Origin of the sequence: Bradyrhizobium sp. AZCC 1610 (genome assembly GCF_036924515.1) — a bacterium.
Taxonomy (GTDB): Bacteria; Pseudomonadota; Alphaproteobacteria; order Rhizobiales; family Xanthobacteraceae; genus Bradyrhizobium.
This window is the reverse complement of sequence record NZ_JAZHRR010000001.1, coordinates 5,123,991-5,142,968: the sequence shown is the minus strand read 5'-3', so window position 1 is coordinate 5,142,968 and position 18,978 is coordinate 5,123,991. Positions and strand designations below refer to the sequence as shown.

Genomic DNA, 18,978 nt, shown 5'->3' with positions numbered 1-18,978 from the left:
GACGCCCGCGCTCTTGTTAAGTTGGAGTAGCTGCATGCTTGCGCGTTTGGTTCTGGGGGCCGTCACGGCCAGTGCGATGATCGTTCCTGCGCTGGCCGGGAGCATGAATGCCGACGAGGCGCGCAAGTTTGTGGCAGGCAAGACCTTCGCCTTCACCTGCTTTGACGGCACCCGCGGCACTGGCCGCGTGCTCGACGATCTCGGCGCAGCCGGGTCTATCCAATTCAGCGGCTCGGGCCCGCTCCGCCATGTGCGCCTGCCGGGCAACACGCTGCAGATTCGCGGCCAGGCCGTTTGCGCTTCGATCAAGGGACTTCCGTTCGAGCCGTGCTTCAATATCGACAAGCGCGACGATCGCTCGTTCCGCGGCTCCGTCTCGGGCATGGGTTTCGCATATTGCGATTTCCGCCATCAGGGCGCCTCGCAGATGCTAATGGCGCGCTCCGTGGCGCGACCGCGCTCGCTGCATCGTCGGGAGGAGCCGTCGCGCGCGGCTGACGCGCGTGCCGAAGTAACGGGGCGGGTCGAAACGCCGGCGGTCGAGAGCGCCAAGCTCGAGCCGGTGAAGTCCGAGCCGAAGGCGGAGCAGGCCAAGCCTGAACCGGCCAAGGCCGAGAGCGCCCCGGAACTGCGCCGCTCGACCGATTGATCGCGGCAACACCGCGGGGACGGCAAATAAGCTGCCTTGGGATCGAATGGGCGTGCGGGCGGTCCGAGAGACGCAGCGCGGCCGATGAACTATCCGACATCAAGCCTCATCCGGCGAACGGGAACCCGTAGTCATACGGGCTGGCGCATTCATGTCCTGGTAGCGAATCTCATTCCAAGTGGTGACCGGCAGAGAAGCCGGGAGGCGGCCCAACACGTGAGATCAATCATGCCGCTATATTTTTTTCGGATCAGCCACGGCCGCTACGCGGGCGCGTCTGATCAGGGGTCCGAATTCGAAAGCCGCGAGGCCGCCTGGACCGAGATGACCAAGGTCTGCGGCAACCTGCTCGGCAGCCTTTCGCGCAGCCTGAAACAGAATGCCGAATGGCAGATGGAGCTCCTGGACGAAGCCAAGAAGCCGGTGTTCAGGATTCGCCTTGTCGCGGAATCCGTCAGTTAGCTCGCCGTCCGGTGCGACCGAGACGGAGACCGCCTCGTCGCATGTTCTCTCCGCGGCGCAGTTGCTGTCGGGCGACAGCAACCATCTCAAGGTCGAGGTCGCCAAATTCCTCGAGTCGGTGCGCGCCGCCTGACGAGTCAGCTTCCCGAGGAAGCAGCCGGCGCAGGCGGCGGCGCCGCCGCTTGCCTGCGGAACAGGATCCGCTGGTACAGCCAGCCGATCGCCACCAGCACCAGGCCGAGGCACATGAAGGACAGCGCGCGATAGACGCCGGTCAGGGTCGACATGTCGATCATGAAGGCTTTCAGGATCGTCAGTCCGATGACGACCGCGGACGCCAGCCGCGCGCGCTGCGAGTTGAAGAGGATGCCGATGCCGAGCAGTACGACGCCGAACGCCAGGTACGCGATCGAGTAGGTGTATTGCTCGGCGCCGGTGGTCGGACCGACCGAGATCGCCGGACCGTGATACATTCGCCTGATCTCAAACGTCACATAGGCAAGCGCGAGAATGAGCGCTGCCGCCGCAATCGTGTTGGCGTAGGCCACGGGGCGGCGGCCTGCCACGGCATAGGACAATAGCAGCGCGAGCACCGCGGGCAGGGCGTAGCCGAGCAGCAGGAGGTTGATGACGATGCCGCCGACGTCGATCCACCGGAGCATCGGGTTCTCCAGCAGCAACAGCCCGAACACCGTTGCGAGGCCGGCGAAAGCCGTCAGCAGGATCGCGCCGGCGTTGTGGATGACGCTGCCGGTGCGGATACGCAGGCGCTCCAGTCCGATCGCCATCGCCAGCGCGACGCAGACTTGCAGCGCGACCTCGGTCAGGCCGGCGCTCTGGCGATAGACGTCGCCATTGTTGACGGCGTGGCGGATTTCCATGAAGGCCAGCAGCACCGTGAACAGGATCGCCGCCGATTCCACCGTCCGCAGCGGCGCGTCATCGCCGCCGCGTCGCAGCAAGATACTGCCGGCCCAGAACGAGGCGGCAGGAATGCCGTAGCCCCACAACAGCCAGTTGAAGATCGGCGTGGTGCCGACGGCTTGGCCTACGATGCGCGGCTCGTAGCCGATCCGCAACACCACGATGCCGGCGAGGATGGCCGCGAGTGCGCGCAGGAACGAGATCGGCCGCTGCGTTGAAATCCAGGCGGTGCCTGCCGACATCAAGGCCAGCGCAATTGTCAGCCAGCCCTTTTCCAGCGCAAAGGTCAGTGCCAGCGCCAGCGCTGCCAGCGAGCCGGTCGCAAACAGCGCGATCGAAGCCTGCAATCCCGGACGGTCATCGCGCTTGCTGAGGATCTCGGTCGCAGCGGCATAGGCCACTGCCAAAATCACCGCGAGAATTGCAAACGGAATCGAGCGGTCGAGATGCGCGATGCGGGCGTAGAGTGCGACCAGAAGCGCCACCGGCGTGAAGACCGCGGCGGCCGACCAGATCACCGGTATGACCGGTCCCGCGAAGCGGCCCTGCGCGAGGAATCCGGCAGCGCCGAAGCCCGCAGCGAAGATCGCGGCCGATATCAGGTGCAGCGACACCGATCCGTCCGTGGCGCTCGGCCCGATGCCTTGCAACGGGCCGTCGGGCAGCACCAGCATGTCGGGATTGGCGCGAACGGCCCATTCGGCGAATACGACAAAGACCAACGCAGCCGCGGCTCCGACCGCGCCAGCGGCGGCATCGCTGCGCCAGGCGACGAACAGGCTGCCGGCCACCAGCAGGCCGAACACGATCATCGCGGTGTCGGCATGGAAACTGTTCAGCACGATCAGGGTCGCGCCGAGCAAATAGGCCGCAAGCGAGCCGGACGAGATCGGCTCGACCTCGCCCTCGTCCGCGGGCGGGCCGAACATGAAGCCGCACACCACCAGCAGGGCGGCGAGAATGAAACCGGCGAGCACGTGGAACGCATGCGGGCCGACCATCGACGGACCGCATTGCAGGCAGGGGAACGTCCACAGCAGCGCGAACGCGATCGTGGTGACCGCGAGCCAGCGCCACAGCCTCACGCGCGCCAGACCGAAGGCCGCCGCGGTGACGATCGCGAGATAGATGTAGAGCGCCCAGAAGTCCGGCTTGTCGGACGAGACCAGGATCGGCGTCACGAAGGCGCCGACGACGCCGAGGCCGGCGAGCGCCGGCCCGTGCAAGAGTGCCGCCGCAAGCGTGCCCATTGCCACCAGTCCCAGCAAGATGAAGGCGGTCGCCGGCACCAGGAAGCCGTATAGCGCGTAGGCGGCGTACACCGTGGCGAACGCCACTGCCGTTCCGGCGGCCGTCAGAATGGCCGGGATATTGGCGATTGGCAGCGCCTCGATCGTGGAGATGCTCTCTTTGCGGCGCGTCCATTCGCCGGCCAGCAGCAGAGCCAGCGCGAACAAGCCGCCCAGCATGGTGCGCACGCCTGGGCCGAGCAGGCCGGCCTCGATCGAATATCGCACCATGAAGAACCCGCCGAGCGCCAGCGTCAGCCCGCCGATCCAAACTACCCAGCGAGTGCCGACTGTTTCCTCGAAGCCACGATCGGGCTGTGGCAGCGGAGGCGGCGGTGGTGGTGCCGCGCCACCTGCGGCCTGTTCTGACGCCTCAGCGGGCGCGACGGATTCGACGTCGGGTGCGATGGGCGGTGGGGTCGGTGCGGCCGAGGCCGGGGGCAGGGTCCGCTCGAACGCTTCAAATGGTGTGAGAGGTGGAGGCACGTGCGCAGCGGCGGCCGTCGGCGTCGCCTGGATCGCCTCCAGGCGCTGGCGCAGCTCTGCCACCTGGTTCATGGCCTTTCGCGCGAAGATCAGGGCGACGATCGCGATCACGAGCGCGAAGAAAACGAAGGGGTCGTCGAACATTGGGCCTCCAGGCGGGCGTTCCGAAGCGTTTTCAAGCGAAGTGGGTACCGGTTCGCGTGAAGAAAACGCGTCAAAACGAATGACTAGCCGTTAACCGGCCACGTCCGCAGCCTGGTTGCAATCCTGTGTGCGCCGTTGTCCGCTAAAAGTTCAAATCTGCCGCTATTCCAGATCGAGTTGGAACGGCCGGCCTTCGACGGTCATGCTGCCCGGGCCCATCTCGTCGAGCGCGCGCAACATCCGGCCCTCGCGCCCGAGCGCCTTGTCCGCGAGGCTGACGATCAGCCGGTTCGGCGAGGCAATCGCGGAGCGGGCGCGAATTTGCCGGGCGATCTCGATCTCGTCGCGATGCGGATTGAGCGCGCAGGCGGCGGCAAAGGCGCTTGCCGTCGAGCGGCTGATGCCGGCGTAGCAGTGCACCACCATCGGCGCGCTGCGGTCCCAGCCTCGGACGAAATTCAGTACCCTCTCGATATGCTGGTCCGACGGCGCGACAAAACCGTCCATCTGCTCGGTGATGTCGTCCATCGACACTCTCAGATGATTGGCCTCGAGCACCGAGGCCGGCCGCAGCACCTGATCGACATTGGCCATCACGGTGAGGATATGGCTGGCGCCGGTGGCTCTTACGGTCTCGGGAAGTGCGGCAAGCGAGCAGATGTGAAGCATGGCGATCCCTTGGAGCGTCCTGTCGCGATTATAGGCCCGCGGACCGGGTGGTGAAAGCAGGTTTGCGCGAGACGTTCAACCGAGCAGCAGCTTGAATCGCGCCAAAAACTGCTTCTCGGCCCGGGCCGCGGTCCATGGCGTCAGATAATCGCGCACCGTGGCCGCGGGCAGGCCGGGATCCTTGCCGAACAGGCGCCTCGCCTCGGCCTGTGAAAATCCCGCCAGATGGGTGGCCTCGAGATAGGCCGCGCCGCGATCGGCCGCCTTGATGGCTTTGGTGATTTCATCGGCGAGAGTTGGCGGCAGCCCGAAGCGAATATGGATCGCCGCCAGCAGGCGCTTCTCCACCACCTTGTAGTCGCAGCCGAGCACTGCCTTGAACGGCGAGATCATGTCGCCGATGACATATTCCGGCGCGTCGTGCAGCAGCGCTGCAATCCGGAAGCGGGCGTCGACGCGCGGCATCTGCTCGCGCATCACGGTTTCCACCAGCAGCGTGTGCTGCGCCACCGAGAAAATATGCGCGCCGCTGGTCTGCCCGTTCCAGCGCGCGACGCGCGCCAGCCCATGGGCGATGTCGGCGATCTCGATATCGAGCGGGGAGGGGTCAAGCAGATCGAGCCGCCGCCCCGACAGCATACGCTGCCAGGCGCGGTTGGCGACATGGGACGATTTTCGCGTCGTCATTTGGCCTTGAGGCGGGGCTTGCGAAGTTTGCCGCTGCAGTTCTCGTGGCAGAAGCACGTGACCAGATGGTCGTTGACCATGCCGGTCGCCTGCATGAAGGCGTAGACGATGGTCGGGCCGACGAATTTGAAGCCGCGCGCGCCGAGCTCCTTTGAAATCTTGATCGAGACCGGCGTCGAGGCCGGCACGCTGGCGGTGGTCTTGAATTGGTTGACGACGGGCTTGCCGTCGACGAAGTCCCACAGGAATTTTGAGAAGCCCGCGCCTTCTTCCATGATCTTCAGATAGGCCTTGGCGCTGTTGACGGCGCCCTCGATCTTGGCGCGGTTGCGCACGATGCCGGCATCGTTCATCAGGGCGTGGATCTTCTTGTCGCTGTAGCGGGCGATCTTTTCCGGCTGGAAATCGTCGAACGCTTTGCGGAAGTTTTCGCGCTTGCGCAGAATCGTGATCCACGACAGTCCGGCCTGGAAGCCGTCGAGGATCAGCTTTTCATAGAGCGCCCGGTCGTCGTACTCCGGCACGCCCCACTCGGTGTCGTGATAGGCCATGTAGAACGGGTCTTCACCGGGCCACGGGCACCGTGTTTTGCCGTCGGGGTGCAGGCGCGCAGATTTGCTCATGCGACGGTCTGCTTCGGTGGGGTGCGAACGTCATTCGGGTCGGTCAGCCGGATCGCAAGGCCGCCGGCCGTCAACGCCAGGCCGGCCTCTAGCGCATCGGCGACGCGATCGGTTCGGAGCAGCGCAAGACCCTTGCCTTCGGCAGTCGAACCCATGGTGCCGACCGGCTTGTCGCCGGCGAGAACAGGGAGCCCGGCTTCCGGCGAAAAGTCTTCCAGAGTGACCCGCACGATCCGCGTGCGCGCGGTGCCGCGATGCTGCATCCGCGACACCACTTCCTGCCCGACATAGCAGCCCTTGTCGAAATCGACGCCGTGCAGGCGGTCCATATTGGTCTCGTGCGGAAACGCGTCGCTGTACATGAAATCGAGCCCGCCGCGCGGCACGCCCGAAGCGATGCGATGGGCCTCGTAGGCGTCGCTATCGACGAGATCGGCGCCGATCAGATCGGCCACCTTCTGCTTGAGATCTTCTGATACGAGAATGCGCCAGCCCAGCGCCTCGAGCCGCGGGTCGGCAAAAGCCAGATCGGGCTTCACGGCCGGCTCGCCGTCCCACACCGCCAGCACGCCCATGCTGTCGGAGATGTTTTCGACCGCGACCTTGGCGCGCAGCTTGTAGAAGCCGAGCTTGTCGGCGAGGTTCTGCGCCAGCGCGCGGGGCGCATCGATCAGGAAGCCGCCGCTATGGCCGGCCGGGGCTTCGGTGATCAGGAAGTCGGCCGTGATCTTGCCCTGCGGCGTCAAGAGCGCGCCGAACCGGCCAAGGCCGGGCTCGAGCAGCGTGATGTCTGTGGTGACGAGGCCATTGAGGAAGTTGCGGGCATCCTCGCCGCTGACCTTGACCACGCCCCGGTCCGGAAGAAACGCTGCTTTCATAAGCTAAATCGGCCTCTTCTGACGTTCTTTTGAAGTTCCTGGGGAAACGCAGGTGACGGATACCCCATGCGAAGTTAAGGCGCTAAGGTGCCCCCAACAAGGCCCGCGCGATAGCCTTAAAGCGGGCTTCCAAGGACGTTTGAAGCTCCGATGAATCAACGATTTGATACCATTCTAAAATCCGGCACCGTGGTCAATCAGGACGGCGAGGGCATCCGCGACATCGGCATTTCCAACGGCCGGATCGCCGCGATCGGCGGACTCGGACAAGCTTCCGCCGGCGAGACGATCGACTGCAAGGGCCTTCACATCCTGCCCGGCGTGATGGACACGCAGGTGCATTTCCGCGAGCCGGGCCAGACCCATAAGGAAGATCTTGAAACCGGATCGCGCAGTGCCGTGATGGGTGGCGTCACGGCCGTATTCGAAATGCCGAACACCGATCCGCTGACCGTCACGGAAGCCAACTTCACCGACAAGGTGAAGCGCGGCTATCATCGCATGCATTGCGACTTTGCTTTCTTCATCGGCGGCACGCGTGAGAATGTTCAGGATTTACCTGAACTGGAGCGCGCACCGGGCTGCGCCGGCGTGAAGGTATTTATCGGCTCTTCGACGGGCGCGCTGCTGGTCGAGGACGACGAGAGCCTGCGACGCATCTTCCAGGTGATCCGCCGCCGTGCCGCGTTCCACGCCGAGGACGAGTATCGCCTCAACGAGCGCAAGCCGCTCCGCATCGAGGGCGACCCGCGCTCGCATCCGGTATGGCGCGACGAGACCGCGGCGCTGATGGCGACCCAGCGGCTGGTCAATCTTGCGCGCGAAACGGGAAAACGCATCCACGTCCTGCACATCTCGACCAAGCAGGAAATCGAATACTTGAAAGATCACAAGGACGTCGCCTCCTGCGAGGCGACGCCGCATCACCTCACCATGGCCGCACCCGAATGCTACGAGCGGCTCGGCACCCGCGCGCAGATGAACCCGCCGGTGCGCTCGGCCGATCACCGCGACGGTATCTGGTACGGCATCGAGCAGGGCATCATCGACGTGCTCGGCTCCGACCACGCGCCGCATACGCTGGAGGAAAAAGCCAAGACCTATCCCGCTTCGCCCTCGGGCATGACCGGGGTGCAGACGCTGGGTGCCGTTGATGCTGGATCACGTCAATGCCGGGCGGCTATCGCTGGCGCGCTTCGTCGATCTGACGAGCGCAGGTCCCGCGCGGCTCTACAACATCGCCTGCAAGGGCCGCATCGCGGCGGGCTATGACGCCGATTTCACCATCGTCGATCTCAAGCGCAGCGAGACCATCACCAACAAATGGGTGGCCTCGCGCGCCGGCTGGACGCCCTATGACGGCGTGCGCGTCACCGGCTGGCCAGTCGGCACCTTCGTGCGCGGCAAGCGTGTGATGTGGCAGGGTGAGGTGACGGCGCCGTCAACCGGCGAACCGGTGCGTTTCCTGGAGACGCTGAAGGCGTGAGAGTTTCTACTGCTTCGCCAACGCCAGCGAAAACTCGCCGTTGCGCACGCGGGCCGAGAGACCTTCCGCGAATTTCGCCACCGCGTCCTCGCCGTAGGTCGAGACCAGTTCGGCCAGCGCCGTGAACAGGCTCGCCTGTGCGAGGCAGTCGCCATCGACGCCTTCGTGCCGCGCTTCCGCCCAGGCTTCGTTCAGGTAGCTCAGGGCAGTCTGCTTCTGTTCGTGATCGGGAAGCGGGTCGCGGGCGATCGGGAAGGTGGCTGGGCGGTTCATGAAGCTCAACGAAATCTGCGCGCGAACCAGGGCGGAACGCATCCTAACGCGACAAGCTGTAGCACGCGCGGCGTGCTCGCCTAGCCACATCTTTAGGAAGGGTTAACAGCGCTGCCCGAATTTCAGGCGGCCACAAAAGTTCCCGCTCGTTTCACGTAATGCAACCAAGGATCGCTCCCGGGGTCGCGCAAACATGATGCGCGCCGGCCTCCAGCAACTCGTCCCGGCTGCCGTAGCCGTACAACACGCCGATACCCTTCATGCCGTTGTTTTTCGCGCCGACCATGTCGTGGCTGCGGTCGCCGATCATCAGGGTTTTGGCTGGATCGACCGAAGCTTCCTTCAGCGCGTATTCGAGTAGATGCGACTTGTCCACACGGGTGCCGTCGAGTTCGGAACCGAACACGCGCTCGAAGTGATCGCGCAGCCCGAAATGGTCGATGATGCGTTTGGCGAACACATGCGGTTTGCTGGTGGCGACGAACAGCCGGTGGCCGGAGGCGCAGAGCGTGGTCAGCACGTCGCCGATGCCGTCATAGACGCCGTTCTCATAGAGGCCGACATCGGAAAATCGCTCACGGTAGAGCGCCACCGCGCGATCGGCGGTGTGATCGCCGCCGAGCAATCTCACAAAGCTCGCGCGCAGCGGCGGGCCGATGCACCAGGTCAGTTCGTCCTCGGTTGGCATCGTCGGATGATCGAGCCTCTGCAGCGCATACTGGATCGAGCGGGTAATCCCAGGCTTGGGGTCCGTCAGCGTTCCGTCGAGGTCGAAATAGATCGCGTCCATGATTCAGTTCGCGTACCGCGCGGTGAGGTCGCGCGAGATCTTTGAACCTTCCTCGATATATCGGCGGATCGCGACCGAAGCTGCGGGTGTGCAGGTCCGGTAGGTCTGCTGAAAGCCGTTATAGCCGCGGTTGAAGCCGGCGATCATGCGGGCGCGGCGGTCGCCGGACGGGGTTTCGGCGTCGATCAGCGCCTGCATTTCGTTGCGCCATTTCGCCCCTTCATTGGAGCCGCAAATGCCCCGGAGATAGTGCAGGGTGCCGAGAATCTCGGCCAGCCGCTGCAGGTCGCCGTCAAACGGCGCGGCGGCATCCTGGGCCCGCACGGGGGCCACATGGCATGCCGAGATGAGGATGAGGGCGGCGAGGGCGTGCTTGAGCATTTGAGGGCCGATATGCCCCCTCCATACGCCCGAGGCAAGGTGTGAAGCCCTGGAATGGACCGCCTAGACCAGCTTCCGGGCGGCCTCGATAACCTCCCGGAGGCCGCCGGTTACCCTGAGATCGCCGAGCCCATCCGGCGCCAGCCATTTGAAATCGTCGTGCTCGTCGTTCAGGACCGGCTCCCTGGCCGTCCAGCGCGCCGCGAACGACATGATCAGGTAGTGCCCGCCGCCGCCGGCCCCGGGCAGCACCTCGCGCCAGCCGGCCAGGCCCAGAATCTCGATTCTCAAGCCGGTTTCCTCGTCCACCTCGCGGTGAAGCGCGGTGTGCAGGGATTCGCCGAATTCGACCCGGCCGCCAGGGAACGAGTAAAAACCCTTGGCCGGCGAGCGGGCGCGGCGGACCAGCAGGACCTTGCCGTCACGGAAGATCGCGCCGCTGACGGCGAGCTGGGGGTGGGTCGGCTGGACAGGGGAAGCCAAGGGGTGAATCCGGTAAGCAGGGAACTTGCTGTGATCATGCCCGATCGGTTCGCGCAGGTCTAATGCGGCTGATAGCAGCGAAGCGTGAGGCGGCTAGTTCGACATGACCGCTTCGACGTCGTTGTCGGCGTTGCCGTTGATGACGCCACCGGCCAGCGCCACCAGCGGCTTGACCCAAGCGGTGGCCTGCTCGGCCAGCGTGGCGCGGGTCTTGTCCTGCTGGGCCTCGCGCATCGCCTGGCCTACTGCGGTCAGGATCGAGGTCATGGTAGCGGTGAGATTGTCGAAATTGGCACGGACCCTGGCGTCGGCGCATTCATAGGCCTCGATCGCGAGGTCGCGGGCCTTGAAATTGGAGGCCCAGAAATGCTCGGCGTAGGACAACGGGGTCCAGGTGAGGAAATCCTCCGCGCATTCCGGCATGTCCGGAACCATTTCGAGCAGCATGATGGCTTCGTTGAAATGGTTCAGGTAGTCGGTGGCGAGCCCGGTGCGGGGATTGATATTGGCGGCGCGCAGTTGCTCCGCACGGGCGTCGTCAATGCGGCCCGTCGGTGGCGGTATCGGGCGATCGGATCGCACTTCTGTGGCGGCCATTGAGGTCATCTATCCCACTGTTAACATCCGGGGTTAACACACGTTGAACAGAGGCTTATCCTGGTCAGATAATGTGCGGACGTTTCGTTATTACATCGCCGCCCGAGGCGCTTCGGCAGATCTTCGGCTATATCGAGCAGCCCAATTTCCCGCCGCGGTATAATATCGCGCCGACTCAGCCAGTTCCGGTTGTCATCCTGGAAAATGGCGGCCGCCATTTCCGGCTGATGCGCTGGGGGCTGGTGCCGGCCTGGGTGAAAGATCCCCGTAAATTTACGCTGCTGATCAATGCGCGCTCCGAGACGGTTCTCGATAAGCCCGCATTCAAGAACGCCATCAAGCGGCGGCGCTGCCTGATCCCGGCGGACGGCTATTACGAATGGCAGGACGCCGGCGGCCGCAAGCGGCCCTTCTTCATCCATCGCCGCGACGGCCGTCCCGTTAGCTTTGCCGCGCTTGCGGAAACCTGGATGGGGCCGAACGGCGAGGAGACCGACGGCGTCGCCATCGTCACCGCACCGGCCAGCCGCGACCTCGCCGTGCTGCATCACCGTGTGCCCGTGACGATTGCGCCTGAGGAATTCGAGCGCTGGCTCGACGGCCGGATCAACGATGCCGACGACGTCATGCCGCTGTTGCGCGGGCCGGCCGAAGGCGAGTTCGCCTGGCACGAGATTTCCACCCGCGTCAACCGCGTCGTCAATGACGACGCGCAACTGCTGCTGCCGATCACCGACGAGGAGAGGGCGGCGGAAGAGCCGAAGCCTGCGAAGAAGGCCGCGCTGCGCAAGGCGACGGCGGCGCCGGAGGATGACGGGCAGGGGTCGTTGTTTTGAACGCTCATCGAAAAATATTCAGCGCCGCGTATTGCAGCAGCATGATGGTTTTCGCATCCACGATGCGGCCGTCGGCGATCATCGCGAGCGCCTGATCGATCGGCAGCTCCAGCACCTCGATGTCCTCGCCTTCATCGGCGAGTCCGCCGCCGTTGCCGATCCGCATCGAGGGATCGTACTCGGCGACGAAGAAGTACAGTTTCTCGGTGACCGAGCCCGGGCTCGTGAAGGCTTCGAAGATCTTCCTGATGTCGCCGAGCCGATACCCGGTTTCCTCTTCCGCCTCGGCGCGAATCCGCACCTCGGGCGCTTCGCCGTCCAATACGCCGGCCGCAGCCTCGATCAGGAGATCGTCGTAGCCGTTGACATAGGCCGGATAGCGAAACTGCCGCACCAATATCACGGTGCGCTGCGCAAGATTGTACGGCAGCACCGTTGCGCAGTTGCCGCGGTCATAGGTCTCGCGGGCTTGCGTCTGCCACTCGCCATTGGCGCGGCGATATTCGAATGTGGTCTTCTTCAAGAGGTAGTAGTCGTCGGAGAGTATCTCGACGTTCTTGACGCGGACGCGATCGGAGACGGTCATCGAATTCCTTTCGCCGTCATGGCGTCGGCTCGCGGCCGTCGAGCCATTTGGCAAAAACAATGGTCTGCGCTTCAGCGTAGCCGATCGATTGGTAGAATGCCCCTGCCTTGGCGTTTTCGCGTCGAACCAGCAATTGCAGTTTGGCGACACCGGCTGCGCGCAGCCAGGTTTCGGCGGCGGTCATGATCGTGTGGCCATAGCCTTTCTTGCGGTGATCGGGATCGACAGCTACGTAGTAGACCCAGCCGCGGTGACCGTCATGGCCGAGCATGACAGTCGCCACTATCGCGTCTCCTTCACGACCAATCAGCACCGCTGAATTCGGCTCGCGCCGTGACATCGCGATATCGGCGGCAGGATCGTTCCACGGCCGCGTCAGTCCGCAGGCCTGCCACAGAGCGATGACATCAGGGACATCGGCGTCCGCGATCGGCGCGATGGCGAGTGGCGGGACCGGCTTTGGTTCTGACATGTTCACAACACTTTGCCCGGGTTCATGATGCCGAGCGGGTCGAGCATCGCCTTGATGCCGCGCATCAGCTCGATCGCGACCTTGTCCTTGACGTCGGGCAGTTCGTCGCGCTTGAGCACGCCGATGCCGTGCTCGGCGGAAATCGATCCGCCCATCCGCAGCACGATTGCGAACACGACTTCGTTGACCTCGTGCCAGCGCGACATGAAGTCGGCAGTGTTGCCGCCGATCGGCTGGCTGACATTGTAGTGGATGTTGCCGTCGCCGAGATGGCCGAACGGCACCGGCCGCGAGCCCGGGATCAGCTTCACCACCGCGGCATTGGCCTCTTCGATGAAATCAGGCACGGCTGCGACCGGCACCGAGATATCGTGCTTGATCGAACCGCCTTCCGGCTTCTGCGCCGCCGACATCTCGTCGCGGAGTTTCCAGAACCCAGCGCGCTGGGAGAGATTCGCGGCGATCACGGCGTCGTCGACGATGCCTTCTTCCATGCCCTTGGCGAGGATGGATTCCAGCGCGGCGCGGGCGTCGTCGCGCGAGGATGACAATTCCATCAGCACGTACCAGGGATGCTTGCTCGCAAGCGGATCGCGGATGTCGATGCCGTGACGAAGGCTGAAATCGACCGCGATGTCGGCGAGCAATTCGAAGCTGGTGAGGCTGCCGGCCGCCTCGTTCTGCGAGATCGACAACAGCTTCAGCGCCTCTGCCGGCGATCTGAGGCCGACATAGGCGGTTTCCACCGCGTGCGGCTTCGGAAACAGTTTTAGCGTCGCCGCGGTGATGATGCCGAGCGTGCCCTCGGCGCCGATGAAGAGGTTGCGCAGGTCGTAGCCGGTGTTGTCCTTCTTCAGCTTCGAGAGCCCGTTGAGGATCCGGCCATCGGCGAGCACCACTTCCAGCCCGAGCGCCATCTCGCGCGCCACGCCATACGCCAAGGCAGCGGTGCCGCCGGCATTGGTGGAGAGATTGCCGCCGATGGTGCAGCTTCCTTCCGCGCCGAGCGACAGCGGGAACAGGCGATTGACTTCGGCCGCGCGGGCTTGCGCGATCTGCAACACCACGCCGGCCTCGCACGTCATGGTGTTGGAAGCGGGATCGATCTCGCGGATCTTGTCCAGCCGCCGCATCGAGACGACCACTTCGCCATGATGCGGGGTCTGGCCGCCGACGAGACCGGTGTTGCCGCCCTGCGGCACCAGCGCGATTTTGTGCTCGCTGGCAAGCTTGCAGATCGCGGACACTTCCGCCGTGGAGCCCGGCCGCAACACCAATGGCGAGCGGCCGTGAAACAGGTCGCGTTCCTCGGTGACGTAGGGCGCAATATCGGCGGCATCGGTCACCGCATATTTGTCGCCGACAACGGCACGAAATTTCGCGATCAGCCCGGCGGGAAGAGGCGGCACGGAAGCTTGTTTGGAGCTTTGAACGGATTCTTGGACGATATTCATTTTCTTGTTCTCTTTCATTCCCGCCCGATCATTCTCGCCCGACCGCTGCGCGGCGCAGCCGATCGTTGATGGCTTCGCCCAATCCCTCGTCCGGAATCGACATCACCGCGATGGTGCGCACGCCTTGGCTGTCGAGCGCGCGAAGATGGCCGAACAGGTTGGCGGCAGCCTCGTCGAGATCGCCGCGCTCCGACAGATTCATCACCGCGGAGGCGGCGTCAATTCCCGAAATTGCTCCGAGGCCAAACGCGAGCAATGCTTCGCCGGCTTCGAGCTTGACGGCATTGAGCCGCACTTTTGCACGCGGCGCGTAATGGGACGCCAGCATGCCCGGCGCCAGCAGTTGCCCGCTTTCGGCCTCAGTATCCGCCGGCGGCTGCACCAACGCGCGGCCCAGCACGCGCTCGATCTCCGCGCGCGGCAGGCCGCCGGGACGCAACAGCATCGGCTCATCGAAGCAACCGACGATGGTCGATTCGACGCCGACCTCGACCGCGCCGCCATCGACGATCAGGTCGATCCGTCCCGCAAGGTCGCTCTGCACATGCGCAGCCGTGGTCGGGGAGACGTGACCCGAGAGATTGGCCGAGGGCGCCACCACGGGACCGCCGAAGGTTCGCAGGATGTCGCGCGCCACGGGGTGAGCCGGTATCCGGATCGCGACCGTGTCGAGGCCGGCGGTGGCGAGGTCGGCCACCGCGCAAGCGTGCGTTTTCGGCAGCACCAGCGTCAGCGGGCCCGGCCAGAATGCCTCGGCAAGCGCGGTCGCCGGCGCGTCAAAGCGCGCGATCTGCCGCGCGGCGGCGATATCGCCGACATGGGCGATCAGCGGATTGAAGGCGGGCCGGCCCTTGGCCTGGTAGAGGCGGGCGACCGCAGCCGGATTGGTGGCGTCGGCGCCGAGGCCATAGACGGTCTCGGTCGGGAACGCGACCAGCCCGCCCTCGGCCAGGACACGCGCCGCCGCCACCACGGCAGCCTCGCCGGCGGGCAAAATCTGGGTTTTCAGGCGAACATCCACTGTGATTAATTTCCTTAATTCGGCTGCTTGCGGTCGCCGAAACCCAAGGCTATAAGCCGCGTTCCAAGTCGGAGTGTGGCTCAGCCCGGTAGAGCACTGCGTTCGGGACGCAGGGGTCGCAGGTTCGAATCCTGCCACTCCGACCATGATTTTCTTACGCTTTTCGTCTTCTTTCACGATAGGCGGCCAAGTCAACCCCGCGATCAACCCCAGATACGATGTTCTTGCTTGGTTTCGTCGTGATGGCGGCGGCCGCCTCGCGCAAGAACTCCGGGTGATGGTGGCCATAGGTATCAAGCAACACCTCGACCGACATCCCGAGAAAACCCGCCGCTTTCCACGGATCTGCGCCCCGCTGCATCAGCCAGGTCGCGGCCGTGTGCCTCAAGGTATGCGGAGTGACCTTGCCAGCTTCCGTGGATAGCTTGGCGAGTCCAACGGCGCTTCGGAACCCCGACTTGACGGATTTGACCGCCGCGCCGTTGAACTCGACAAAGTGCGAGTCGATGGCGCCTGTCCTGACCCAGCGGCGCATATGGGCGAGCAACCGGTCGGGAATTGGTGGTGGCGGTGCTGTTCTACGACGTTGAAATCAAAGGAGTCTGCAGTCGTCACCAGTTAGGTGATGGCTGTAATTGGGGGTGGTTGGTGATGCCCGTTCGTGATCATCCCGATTGGTCATGCTGGCGTGGCCGTTCTTACCGACGATGATATGATCGCGCACGGAAATGCCGGGAGTGCCGATGATCCCGGCGATCTACCTTGTCGTCTGGATGTCGGCGGTCGACCGGCAGGCGGCGCGATGACTGCGGCTGACGAGGCGGGATAGGATATCCACGCCCGCGGACGCGGCCCCTTAGCTATCGCGTCGAGCTGCCTGAACGCGGACTGATGGAGACGGTGGAGAGCGACATGAGCAAAGCCAAGCATTTGCGGAGCCTGCTGCGGCAGGACGGCGTGACCATCGCGCCGGGTGCATACGATTGCATCACGGCAACACTGATCGCGCAGACAGGATTTCCGGCCGTCTATATGACCGGAGCCGGCACCGCGGCGAGCCACGGTTATCCCGACTATGGGCTGCTGACCATGAGCGAAATGGTCGAAAATGCAGCGCGGATCGCCGCTGCGGTCGACGTCCCCGTTGTCGCCGATGCCGACACGGGATACGGCAATGAGCTCAACGTGGTCCGCGCCGTGCGCGAATTCGAACGGAGCGGTGTTGCCGCTATTCACATCGAGGACCAGGTCTTCCCGAAGAAGTGCGGGCACCTGGACGACAAGGAGATCATTTCGTTCGACGACTACATCGCCAAGATCCGGGCGGCCGTGGACGCAAGGCGTAGTCTCGATTTCCTGATCATCGCACGCACCGATGCGCGAGCAGTCGTGGACTTCGAGGAAGCAATCAAACGCGCCAATGCTGCGCTCGCAGCCGGCGCGGACATGGCCTTCGTCGAGGCGCCGCAGACGATCGACGAGGTCAAGACAGTTCCCAAACTGGTCGGGGGGCCGTGTCTCCTCAACGTCGTGCGCGGCGGAAAGGGTCCGCCGATCGAACTGAGTGCCGCCGAGGCGATGGGTTACAAGCTCGCCATCCTGCCGACCCTGCTGTTCCAGGGTGTCATCGGTTGCTGTGAGGAGCTCCTGACGGAGCTCAAGACCGGCATCTTTCCGACGCCGCCCAGGGACCTCTCGCTTAAAGAGGCTTTTGCTCGCTTCCGCGCTCGCGAATGGGATTCATTGCGGGACCGCTACCGCGACGTCTCGAATGCTGTGGCCAAGACGGGTGAGGCTTGAAGCAGTGTCGCCTTACTGGGACCTCAGCCTGGGGTCTAGTTCGTCTCGTAGCGCATCGCCGAACAGGCTGAAACCGAACACCGCAAGACTGATGGCGATCCCCGGAAAGATCGCTATCCAGGGAGCGCTCTCGGCGTATTCCTCGGCGCCGCCCTGAAGCATCAGGCCCCATGCCGGCGTTGGCTCCTGCACTCCGAGACCGAGATAGGAAAGGGATGCCTCGAGCAGGATCGCCTGACCTACGAAGGCGGTGATCATAATGAGAAACGGCGCCATGACGTTCGGAACCATATGCCGCAGAATGATGCGGGCATGGCTAAAGCCATTGGCGCGGGCGGCGTCGATGTAGGGGAGTTCGCGGATCGCCAGCGCACTTGAACGCACGACGCGGGCGCAGCGCGGAATGAACGGTATAGTGATTGCGATGATCACGTTCTCCGCTCCCGTTCCGAAGATTGCGATCACGGAGAGTGCCAGGATGATCAGCGGGAACGCCATGAATACATCAAGGATACGCTGAAAGATCAAATCGATCTTGCCGCCGAAATAGGCGCTCGCTACGCCGAGCACGAGGCCGAGGGTGGCGCCGACGAACGACGACGCAAAGCCGACCAGCAGGGCCGTGCGCGATCCATAGACGATGCGCGAGAACACGTCGCGTCCGTATTGATCCGTGCCGAGCCAGTTCTCGAGGCTCGGCGGTTCGTGCATGCGGTCGAAGGCGTTGGCGACCGGGTTGTACGGGGCGATGAAGTCGGCAAACGCGGCAACCACCACCATGACGATGATGACTGCGGCGCCGGCGGCGCCCAGCGGGTTGCGGCGTGCGAACCGGACGGTCGCCGCAAGCCGGCTCCGCGGCTTGCGCTCATCCGTCAGCTCGATGCTCGTTCCGAGGTCGGTCGCGACAGTCATGCAAAGCCTCTCGCCGTCATTTGTATCGGATCCGCGGGTCGAGCCACGCGTAGATGATGTCCACCACGAAGTTGGTGACGACGAAGATCGTCACCACCAGCATGACCAGCGCTTGTGTCATCGTGTAATCGTGATTGCTCACGGACGCGACAAACAGCTTGCCGAGCCCGTTGAGATTGAACACCTGCTCGGTGACCACCAGGCCGCCCATCAGGAATGCGAATTCGATGCCGATGATGGTGACCACCGGAAGCAGCGCGTTTCTGAGCGCATGCCGCCGGATGATGAGCTTCTGGACGAGCCCCTTGGCGCGCGCCGTGCGGACGTAGTCCTCGCGCAGCACTTCAAGCAGCGCCGAACGCGTCATGCGTGTCGCGACGGCGGAATAGCGGTAGCCGGTCGCGAGCGCCGGGAAGATGGTCATGCTCAGGTTGTACAACGGGTCGACCCAGATCGGCACATACTTGATCGGTGGCATCCACGGGCTTCCGAACACCGACTTCGTGGTGATCAGCAGGCCGAGGATGATCAGGATGCCGAGCCAGAACGAAGGCATTGCGATCCCGGCGATGCTGAAGCCGCGCACCACGTAGTCGATCCAGGTGTTCTGCTTGACCGCGGAGATCGTTCCGAGCGGGATCGCGAGCAGGATGGCGGTGATCGTGGCCATGATCGCGATCTGCAGCGAGAGCTCGAAGCGGAGCCCGACCTCTTCCGTGATCGGACGTCCGGTCCACATCGACTTTCCGAAGTCGAACCGGACGAAGTCCCAGATGAAGGTCAGGAACTGCACGACATAGGAACGATCAAGACAAAGCTCGGAGCGACAGAGAGCAATCGCCTTGGGATCGACGTATCCAGCCCCGCCCGTCATGCGCAGCACACAGACGTCGCCCGGCACCAGCCGCAGCAGCAGGAAGACAAGCAGCGCGGCGCCGAGCAGCGTCGGGATCATCAACAGGAGTCGCTTTAGGACGTACTGGTACATCGTTCCTGCACCACTCTTGCCCGCCCCCGCGGCCGTTTCCCGTTCACTGCCTTGCTATGGCAGGGGACACGGAAACGACCGCCGT

Annotated in this window: 22 protein-coding genes, 1 tRNA gene and 1 pseudogene; 7 read left to right on the top strand and 17 right to left on the bottom strand. The window is 64.1% G+C overall.

Annotated elements, in window-relative coordinates; genetic code table 11:
* The first annotated feature begins 34 nt into the window (after positions 1 to 34).
* The 3 genes from V1279_RS25445 to V1279_RS25435 all read left to right on the top strand — a co-directional run bounded on the left by V1279_RS25445 (position 35) and on the right by V1279_RS25435 (position 1,244).
* Positions 35 to 649 carry a hypothetical protein gene (locus V1279_RS25445; RefSeq protein WP_334441504.1) on the top strand — a complete coding sequence of 205 codons (615 nt, stop codon included), beginning with the start codon at positions 35 to 37 and terminating at the stop codon, positions 647 to 649.
* 228 nt (positions 650 to 877) lie between these two features.
* Positions 878 to 1,111, top strand: coding sequence for a DUF6894 family protein (locus V1279_RS25440; protein ID WP_057849533.1), 234 nt, complete (start codon positions 878 to 880; stop codon positions 1,109 to 1,111).
* Positions 1,089 to 1,244, top strand: a complete 156-nt coding sequence (locus V1279_RS25435; protein WP_334446780.1) for a hypothetical protein — start codon at positions 1,089 to 1,091, stop codon at positions 1,242 to 1,244. Before V1279_RS25440 ends, V1279_RS25435 begins: the two co-directional genes overlap by 23 nt.
* Positions 1,245 to 1,248: 4 nt before the next feature.
* Here V1279_RS25435 and V1279_RS25430 read toward each other — a convergent pair whose 3' ends face one another.
* From V1279_RS25430 to ygfZ, 5 genes are all read right to left on the bottom strand, one after another.
* On the bottom strand, positions 1,249 to 3,954 hold the full coding sequence (locus tag V1279_RS25430; RefSeq protein WP_334441502.1) for a DUF2339 domain-containing protein: 2,706 nt from the start codon (positions 3,952 to 3,954) through the stop codon (positions 1,249 to 1,251).
* Between the two features lie 162 nt (positions 3,955 to 4,116).
* Positions 4,117 to 4,623: a tyrosine phosphatase family protein gene (locus V1279_RS25425; RefSeq protein WP_334441499.1), complete on the bottom strand. Its 507-nt coding sequence runs from the start codon at positions 4,621 to 4,623 to the stop codon at positions 4,117 to 4,119.
* A gap of 75 nt (positions 4,624 to 4,698) precedes the next feature.
* Positions 4,699 to 5,310, bottom strand: a complete 612-nt coding sequence (locus tag V1279_RS25420) for an HD family hydrolase (protein WP_334441496.1) — start codon at positions 5,308 to 5,310, stop codon at positions 4,699 to 4,701.
* Positions 5,307 to 5,933 carry a DNA-3-methyladenine glycosylase I gene (locus tag V1279_RS25415; protein WP_334441493.1) on the bottom strand — a complete coding sequence of 209 codons (627 nt, stop codon included), beginning with the start codon at positions 5,931 to 5,933 and terminating at the stop codon, positions 5,307 to 5,309. The genes V1279_RS25420 and V1279_RS25415 overlap by 4 nt, the downstream gene beginning before the upstream one ends.
* Entirely contained in the window at positions 5,930 to 6,811 is an 882-nt protein-coding gene (gene ygfZ, locus V1279_RS25410) for a CAF17-like 4Fe-4S cluster assembly/insertion protein YgfZ (protein ID WP_334441490.1), read from the bottom strand. Before ygfZ ends, V1279_RS25415 begins: the two co-directional genes overlap by 4 nt.
* 150 nt (positions 6,812 to 6,961) lie before the next feature.
* Here ygfZ and V1279_RS25405 point away from each other — a divergent pair.
* Positions 6,962 to 8,297, top strand: a pseudogene (locus V1279_RS25405) (dihydroorotase).
* A gap of 6 nt (positions 8,298 to 8,303) precedes the next feature.
* On the opposite strand, the gene V1279_RS25400 reads toward V1279_RS25405, so the two are convergent.
* The 5 genes from V1279_RS25400 to V1279_RS25380 all read right to left on the bottom strand — a co-directional run bounded on the left by V1279_RS25400 (position 8,304) and on the right by V1279_RS25380 (position 10,830).
* Positions 8,304 to 8,570, bottom strand: a complete 267-nt coding sequence (locus V1279_RS25400; RefSeq protein WP_334441488.1) for a hypothetical protein — start codon at positions 8,568 to 8,570, stop codon at positions 8,304 to 8,306.
* A 151-nt stretch (positions 8,571 to 8,721) separates the two neighbouring features.
* Entirely contained in the window at positions 8,722 to 9,360 is a 639-nt protein-coding gene (locus V1279_RS25395) for an HAD family hydrolase (RefSeq protein WP_334441486.1), read from the bottom strand.
* Positions 9,361 to 9,363: 3 nt separating this feature from the next.
* Complete coding sequence (locus tag V1279_RS25390) at positions 9,364 to 9,741, bottom strand: TIGR02301 family protein (protein WP_334441483.1); 378 nt, start codon at positions 9,739 to 9,741, stop codon at positions 9,364 to 9,366.
* A gap of 63 nt (positions 9,742 to 9,804) precedes the next feature.
* A complete protein-coding gene (locus tag V1279_RS25385) occupies positions 9,805 to 10,224 on the bottom strand; it encodes an NUDIX hydrolase (RefSeq protein WP_334441480.1) in 420 nt (139 codons plus the stop codon).
* A gap of 93 nt (positions 10,225 to 10,317) precedes the next feature.
* Positions 10,318 to 10,830 (bottom strand): hypothetical protein, encoded by a 513-nt coding sequence (locus V1279_RS25380; protein WP_442894813.1) that lies wholly within the window; start codon positions 10,828 to 10,830, stop codon positions 10,318 to 10,320.
* Between the two features lie 62 nt (positions 10,831 to 10,892).
* Between V1279_RS25380 and V1279_RS25375 the strand changes: the two genes are divergently transcribed.
* Entirely contained in the window at positions 10,893 to 11,657 is a 765-nt protein-coding gene (locus V1279_RS25375) for an SOS response-associated peptidase (RefSeq protein WP_334441473.1), read from the top strand.
* A 4-nt stretch (positions 11,658 to 11,661) separates the two neighbouring features.
* Here the strand turns inward: V1279_RS25375 and V1279_RS25370 are convergent, their stop codons facing one another.
* The 4 genes from V1279_RS25370 to V1279_RS25355 are packed head-to-tail and all read right to left on the bottom strand — an operon-like array spanning position 11,662 to position 15,190.
* Positions 11,662 to 12,243 (bottom strand): NUDIX domain-containing protein, encoded by a 582-nt coding sequence (locus tag V1279_RS25370; RefSeq protein WP_334441470.1) that lies wholly within the window; start codon positions 12,241 to 12,243, stop codon positions 11,662 to 11,664.
* Positions 12,244 to 12,259: 16 nt separating this feature from the next.
* Positions 12,260 to 12,715: a GNAT family acetyltransferase gene (locus V1279_RS25365; protein ID WP_334441467.1), complete on the bottom strand. Its 456-nt coding sequence runs from the start codon at positions 12,713 to 12,715 to the stop codon at positions 12,260 to 12,262.
* Positions 12,716 to 12,717: 2 nt separating this feature from the next.
* Positions 12,718 to 14,169, bottom strand: a complete 1,452-nt coding sequence (locus V1279_RS25360) for an FAD-binding oxidoreductase (protein WP_334441465.1) — start codon at positions 14,167 to 14,169, stop codon at positions 12,718 to 12,720.
* Between the two features lie 28 nt (positions 14,170 to 14,197).
* Entirely contained in the window at positions 14,198 to 15,190 is a 993-nt protein-coding gene (locus V1279_RS25355) for an L-threonylcarbamoyladenylate synthase (protein WP_334441462.1), read from the bottom strand.
* A 69-nt stretch (positions 15,191 to 15,259) separates the two neighbouring features.
* Here V1279_RS25355 and V1279_RS25350 point away from each other — a divergent pair.
* Positions 15,260 to 15,336: transfer RNA gene (locus V1279_RS25350), tRNA-Pro, on the top strand.
* An 8-nt stretch (positions 15,337 to 15,344) separates the two neighbouring features.
* Here the strand turns inward: V1279_RS25350 and V1279_RS25345 are convergent.
* Positions 15,345 to 15,725, bottom strand: coding sequence for a tyrosine-type recombinase/integrase (locus V1279_RS25345; protein ID WP_334441460.1), 381 nt, complete (start codon positions 15,723 to 15,725; stop codon positions 15,345 to 15,347).
* 377 nt (positions 15,726 to 16,102) lie between these two features.
* Between V1279_RS25345 and V1279_RS25335 the strand changes: the two genes are divergently transcribed.
* On the top strand, positions 16,103 to 16,990 hold the full coding sequence (locus tag V1279_RS25335) for an isocitrate lyase/PEP mutase family protein (protein WP_275187986.1): 888 nt from the start codon (positions 16,103 to 16,105) through the stop codon (positions 16,988 to 16,990).
* A 12-nt stretch (positions 16,991 to 17,002) separates the two neighbouring features.
* On the opposite strand, the gene V1279_RS25330 is transcribed toward V1279_RS25335, so the two are convergent.
* Complete coding sequence (locus tag V1279_RS25330) at positions 17,003 to 17,905, bottom strand: ABC transporter permease (RefSeq protein ID WP_334441455.1); 903 nt, start codon at positions 17,903 to 17,905, stop codon at positions 17,003 to 17,005.
* A 16-nt stretch (positions 17,906 to 17,921) separates the two neighbouring features.
* Complete coding sequence (locus V1279_RS25325; RefSeq protein ID WP_334441453.1) at positions 17,922 to 18,893, bottom strand: ABC transporter permease; 972 nt, start codon at positions 18,891 to 18,893, stop codon at positions 17,922 to 17,924.
* Between the last annotated feature and the right edge of the window lie 85 nt (positions 18,894 to 18,978).

Bases quoted from the DNA above. Each gene is read 5' to 3' on its own strand.
- V1279_RS25445 (WP_334441504.1), top strand. From the start codon at position 35: ATGCTTGCGCGTTTGGTTCTGGGGGCCGTCACGGCCAGTGCGATGATC.
- V1279_RS25440 (WP_057849533.1), top strand. From the start codon at position 878: ATGCCGCTATATTTTTTTCGGATCAGCCACGGCCGCTACGCGGGCGCG.
- V1279_RS25430 (WP_334441502.1), bottom strand. From the start codon at position 3,954: ATGTTCGACGACCCCTTCGTTTTCTTCGCGCTCGTGATCGCGATCGTC.
- V1279_RS25425 (WP_334441499.1), bottom strand. From the start codon at position 4,623: ATGCTTCACATCTGCTCGCTTGCCGCACTTCCCGAGACCGTAAGAGCC.
- V1279_RS25420 (WP_334441496.1), bottom strand. From the start codon at position 5,310: ATGACGACGCGAAAATCGTCCCATGTCGCCAACCGCGCCTGGCAGCGT.
- V1279_RS25415 (WP_334441493.1), bottom strand. From the start codon at position 5,933: ATGAGCAAATCTGCGCGCCTGCACCCCGACGGCAAAACACGGTGCCCG.
- ygfZ (WP_334441490.1), bottom strand. From the start codon at position 6,811: ATGAAAGCAGCGTTTCTTCCGGACCGGGGCGTGGTCAAGGTCAGCGGC.
- V1279_RS25400 (WP_334441488.1), bottom strand. From the start codon at position 8,570: ATGAACCGCCCAGCCACCTTCCCGATCGCCCGCGACCCGCTTCCCGAT.
- V1279_RS25395 (WP_334441486.1), bottom strand. From the start codon at position 9,360: ATGGACGCGATCTATTTCGACCTCGACGGAACGCTGACGGACCCCAAG.
- V1279_RS25390 (WP_334441483.1), bottom strand. From the start codon at position 9,741: ATGCTCAAGCACGCCCTCGCCGCCCTCATCCTCATCTCGGCATGCCAT.
- V1279_RS25380 (WP_442894813.1), bottom strand. From the start codon at position 10,830: ATGACCTCAATGGCCGCCACAGAAGTGCGATCCGATCGCCCGATACCG.
- V1279_RS25375 (WP_334441473.1), top strand. From the start codon at position 10,893: ATGTGCGGACGTTTCGTTATTACATCGCCGCCCGAGGCGCTTCGGCAG.
- V1279_RS25370 (WP_334441470.1), bottom strand. From the start codon at position 12,243: ATGACCGTCTCCGATCGCGTCCGCGTCAAGAACGTCGAGATACTCTCC.
- V1279_RS25365 (WP_334441467.1), bottom strand. From the start codon at position 12,715: ATGTCAGAACCAAAGCCGGTCCCGCCACTCGCCATCGCGCCGATCGCG.
- V1279_RS25360 (WP_334441465.1), bottom strand. From the start codon at position 14,169: ATGAATATCGTCCAAGAATCCGTTCAAAGCTCCAAACAAGCTTCCGTG.
- V1279_RS25345 (WP_334441460.1), bottom strand. From the start codon at position 15,725: ATGCGCCGCTGGGTCAGGACAGGCGCCATCGACTCGCACTTTGTCGAG.
- V1279_RS25335 (WP_275187986.1), top strand. From the start codon at position 16,103: ATGAGCAAAGCCAAGCATTTGCGGAGCCTGCTGCGGCAGGACGGCGTG.
- V1279_RS25330 (WP_334441455.1), bottom strand. From the start codon at position 17,905: ATGACTGTCGCGACCGACCTCGGAACGAGCATCGAGCTGACGGATGAG.
- V1279_RS25325 (WP_334441453.1), bottom strand. From the start codon at position 18,893: ATGTACCAGTACGTCCTAAAGCGACTCCTGTTGATGATCCCGACGCTG.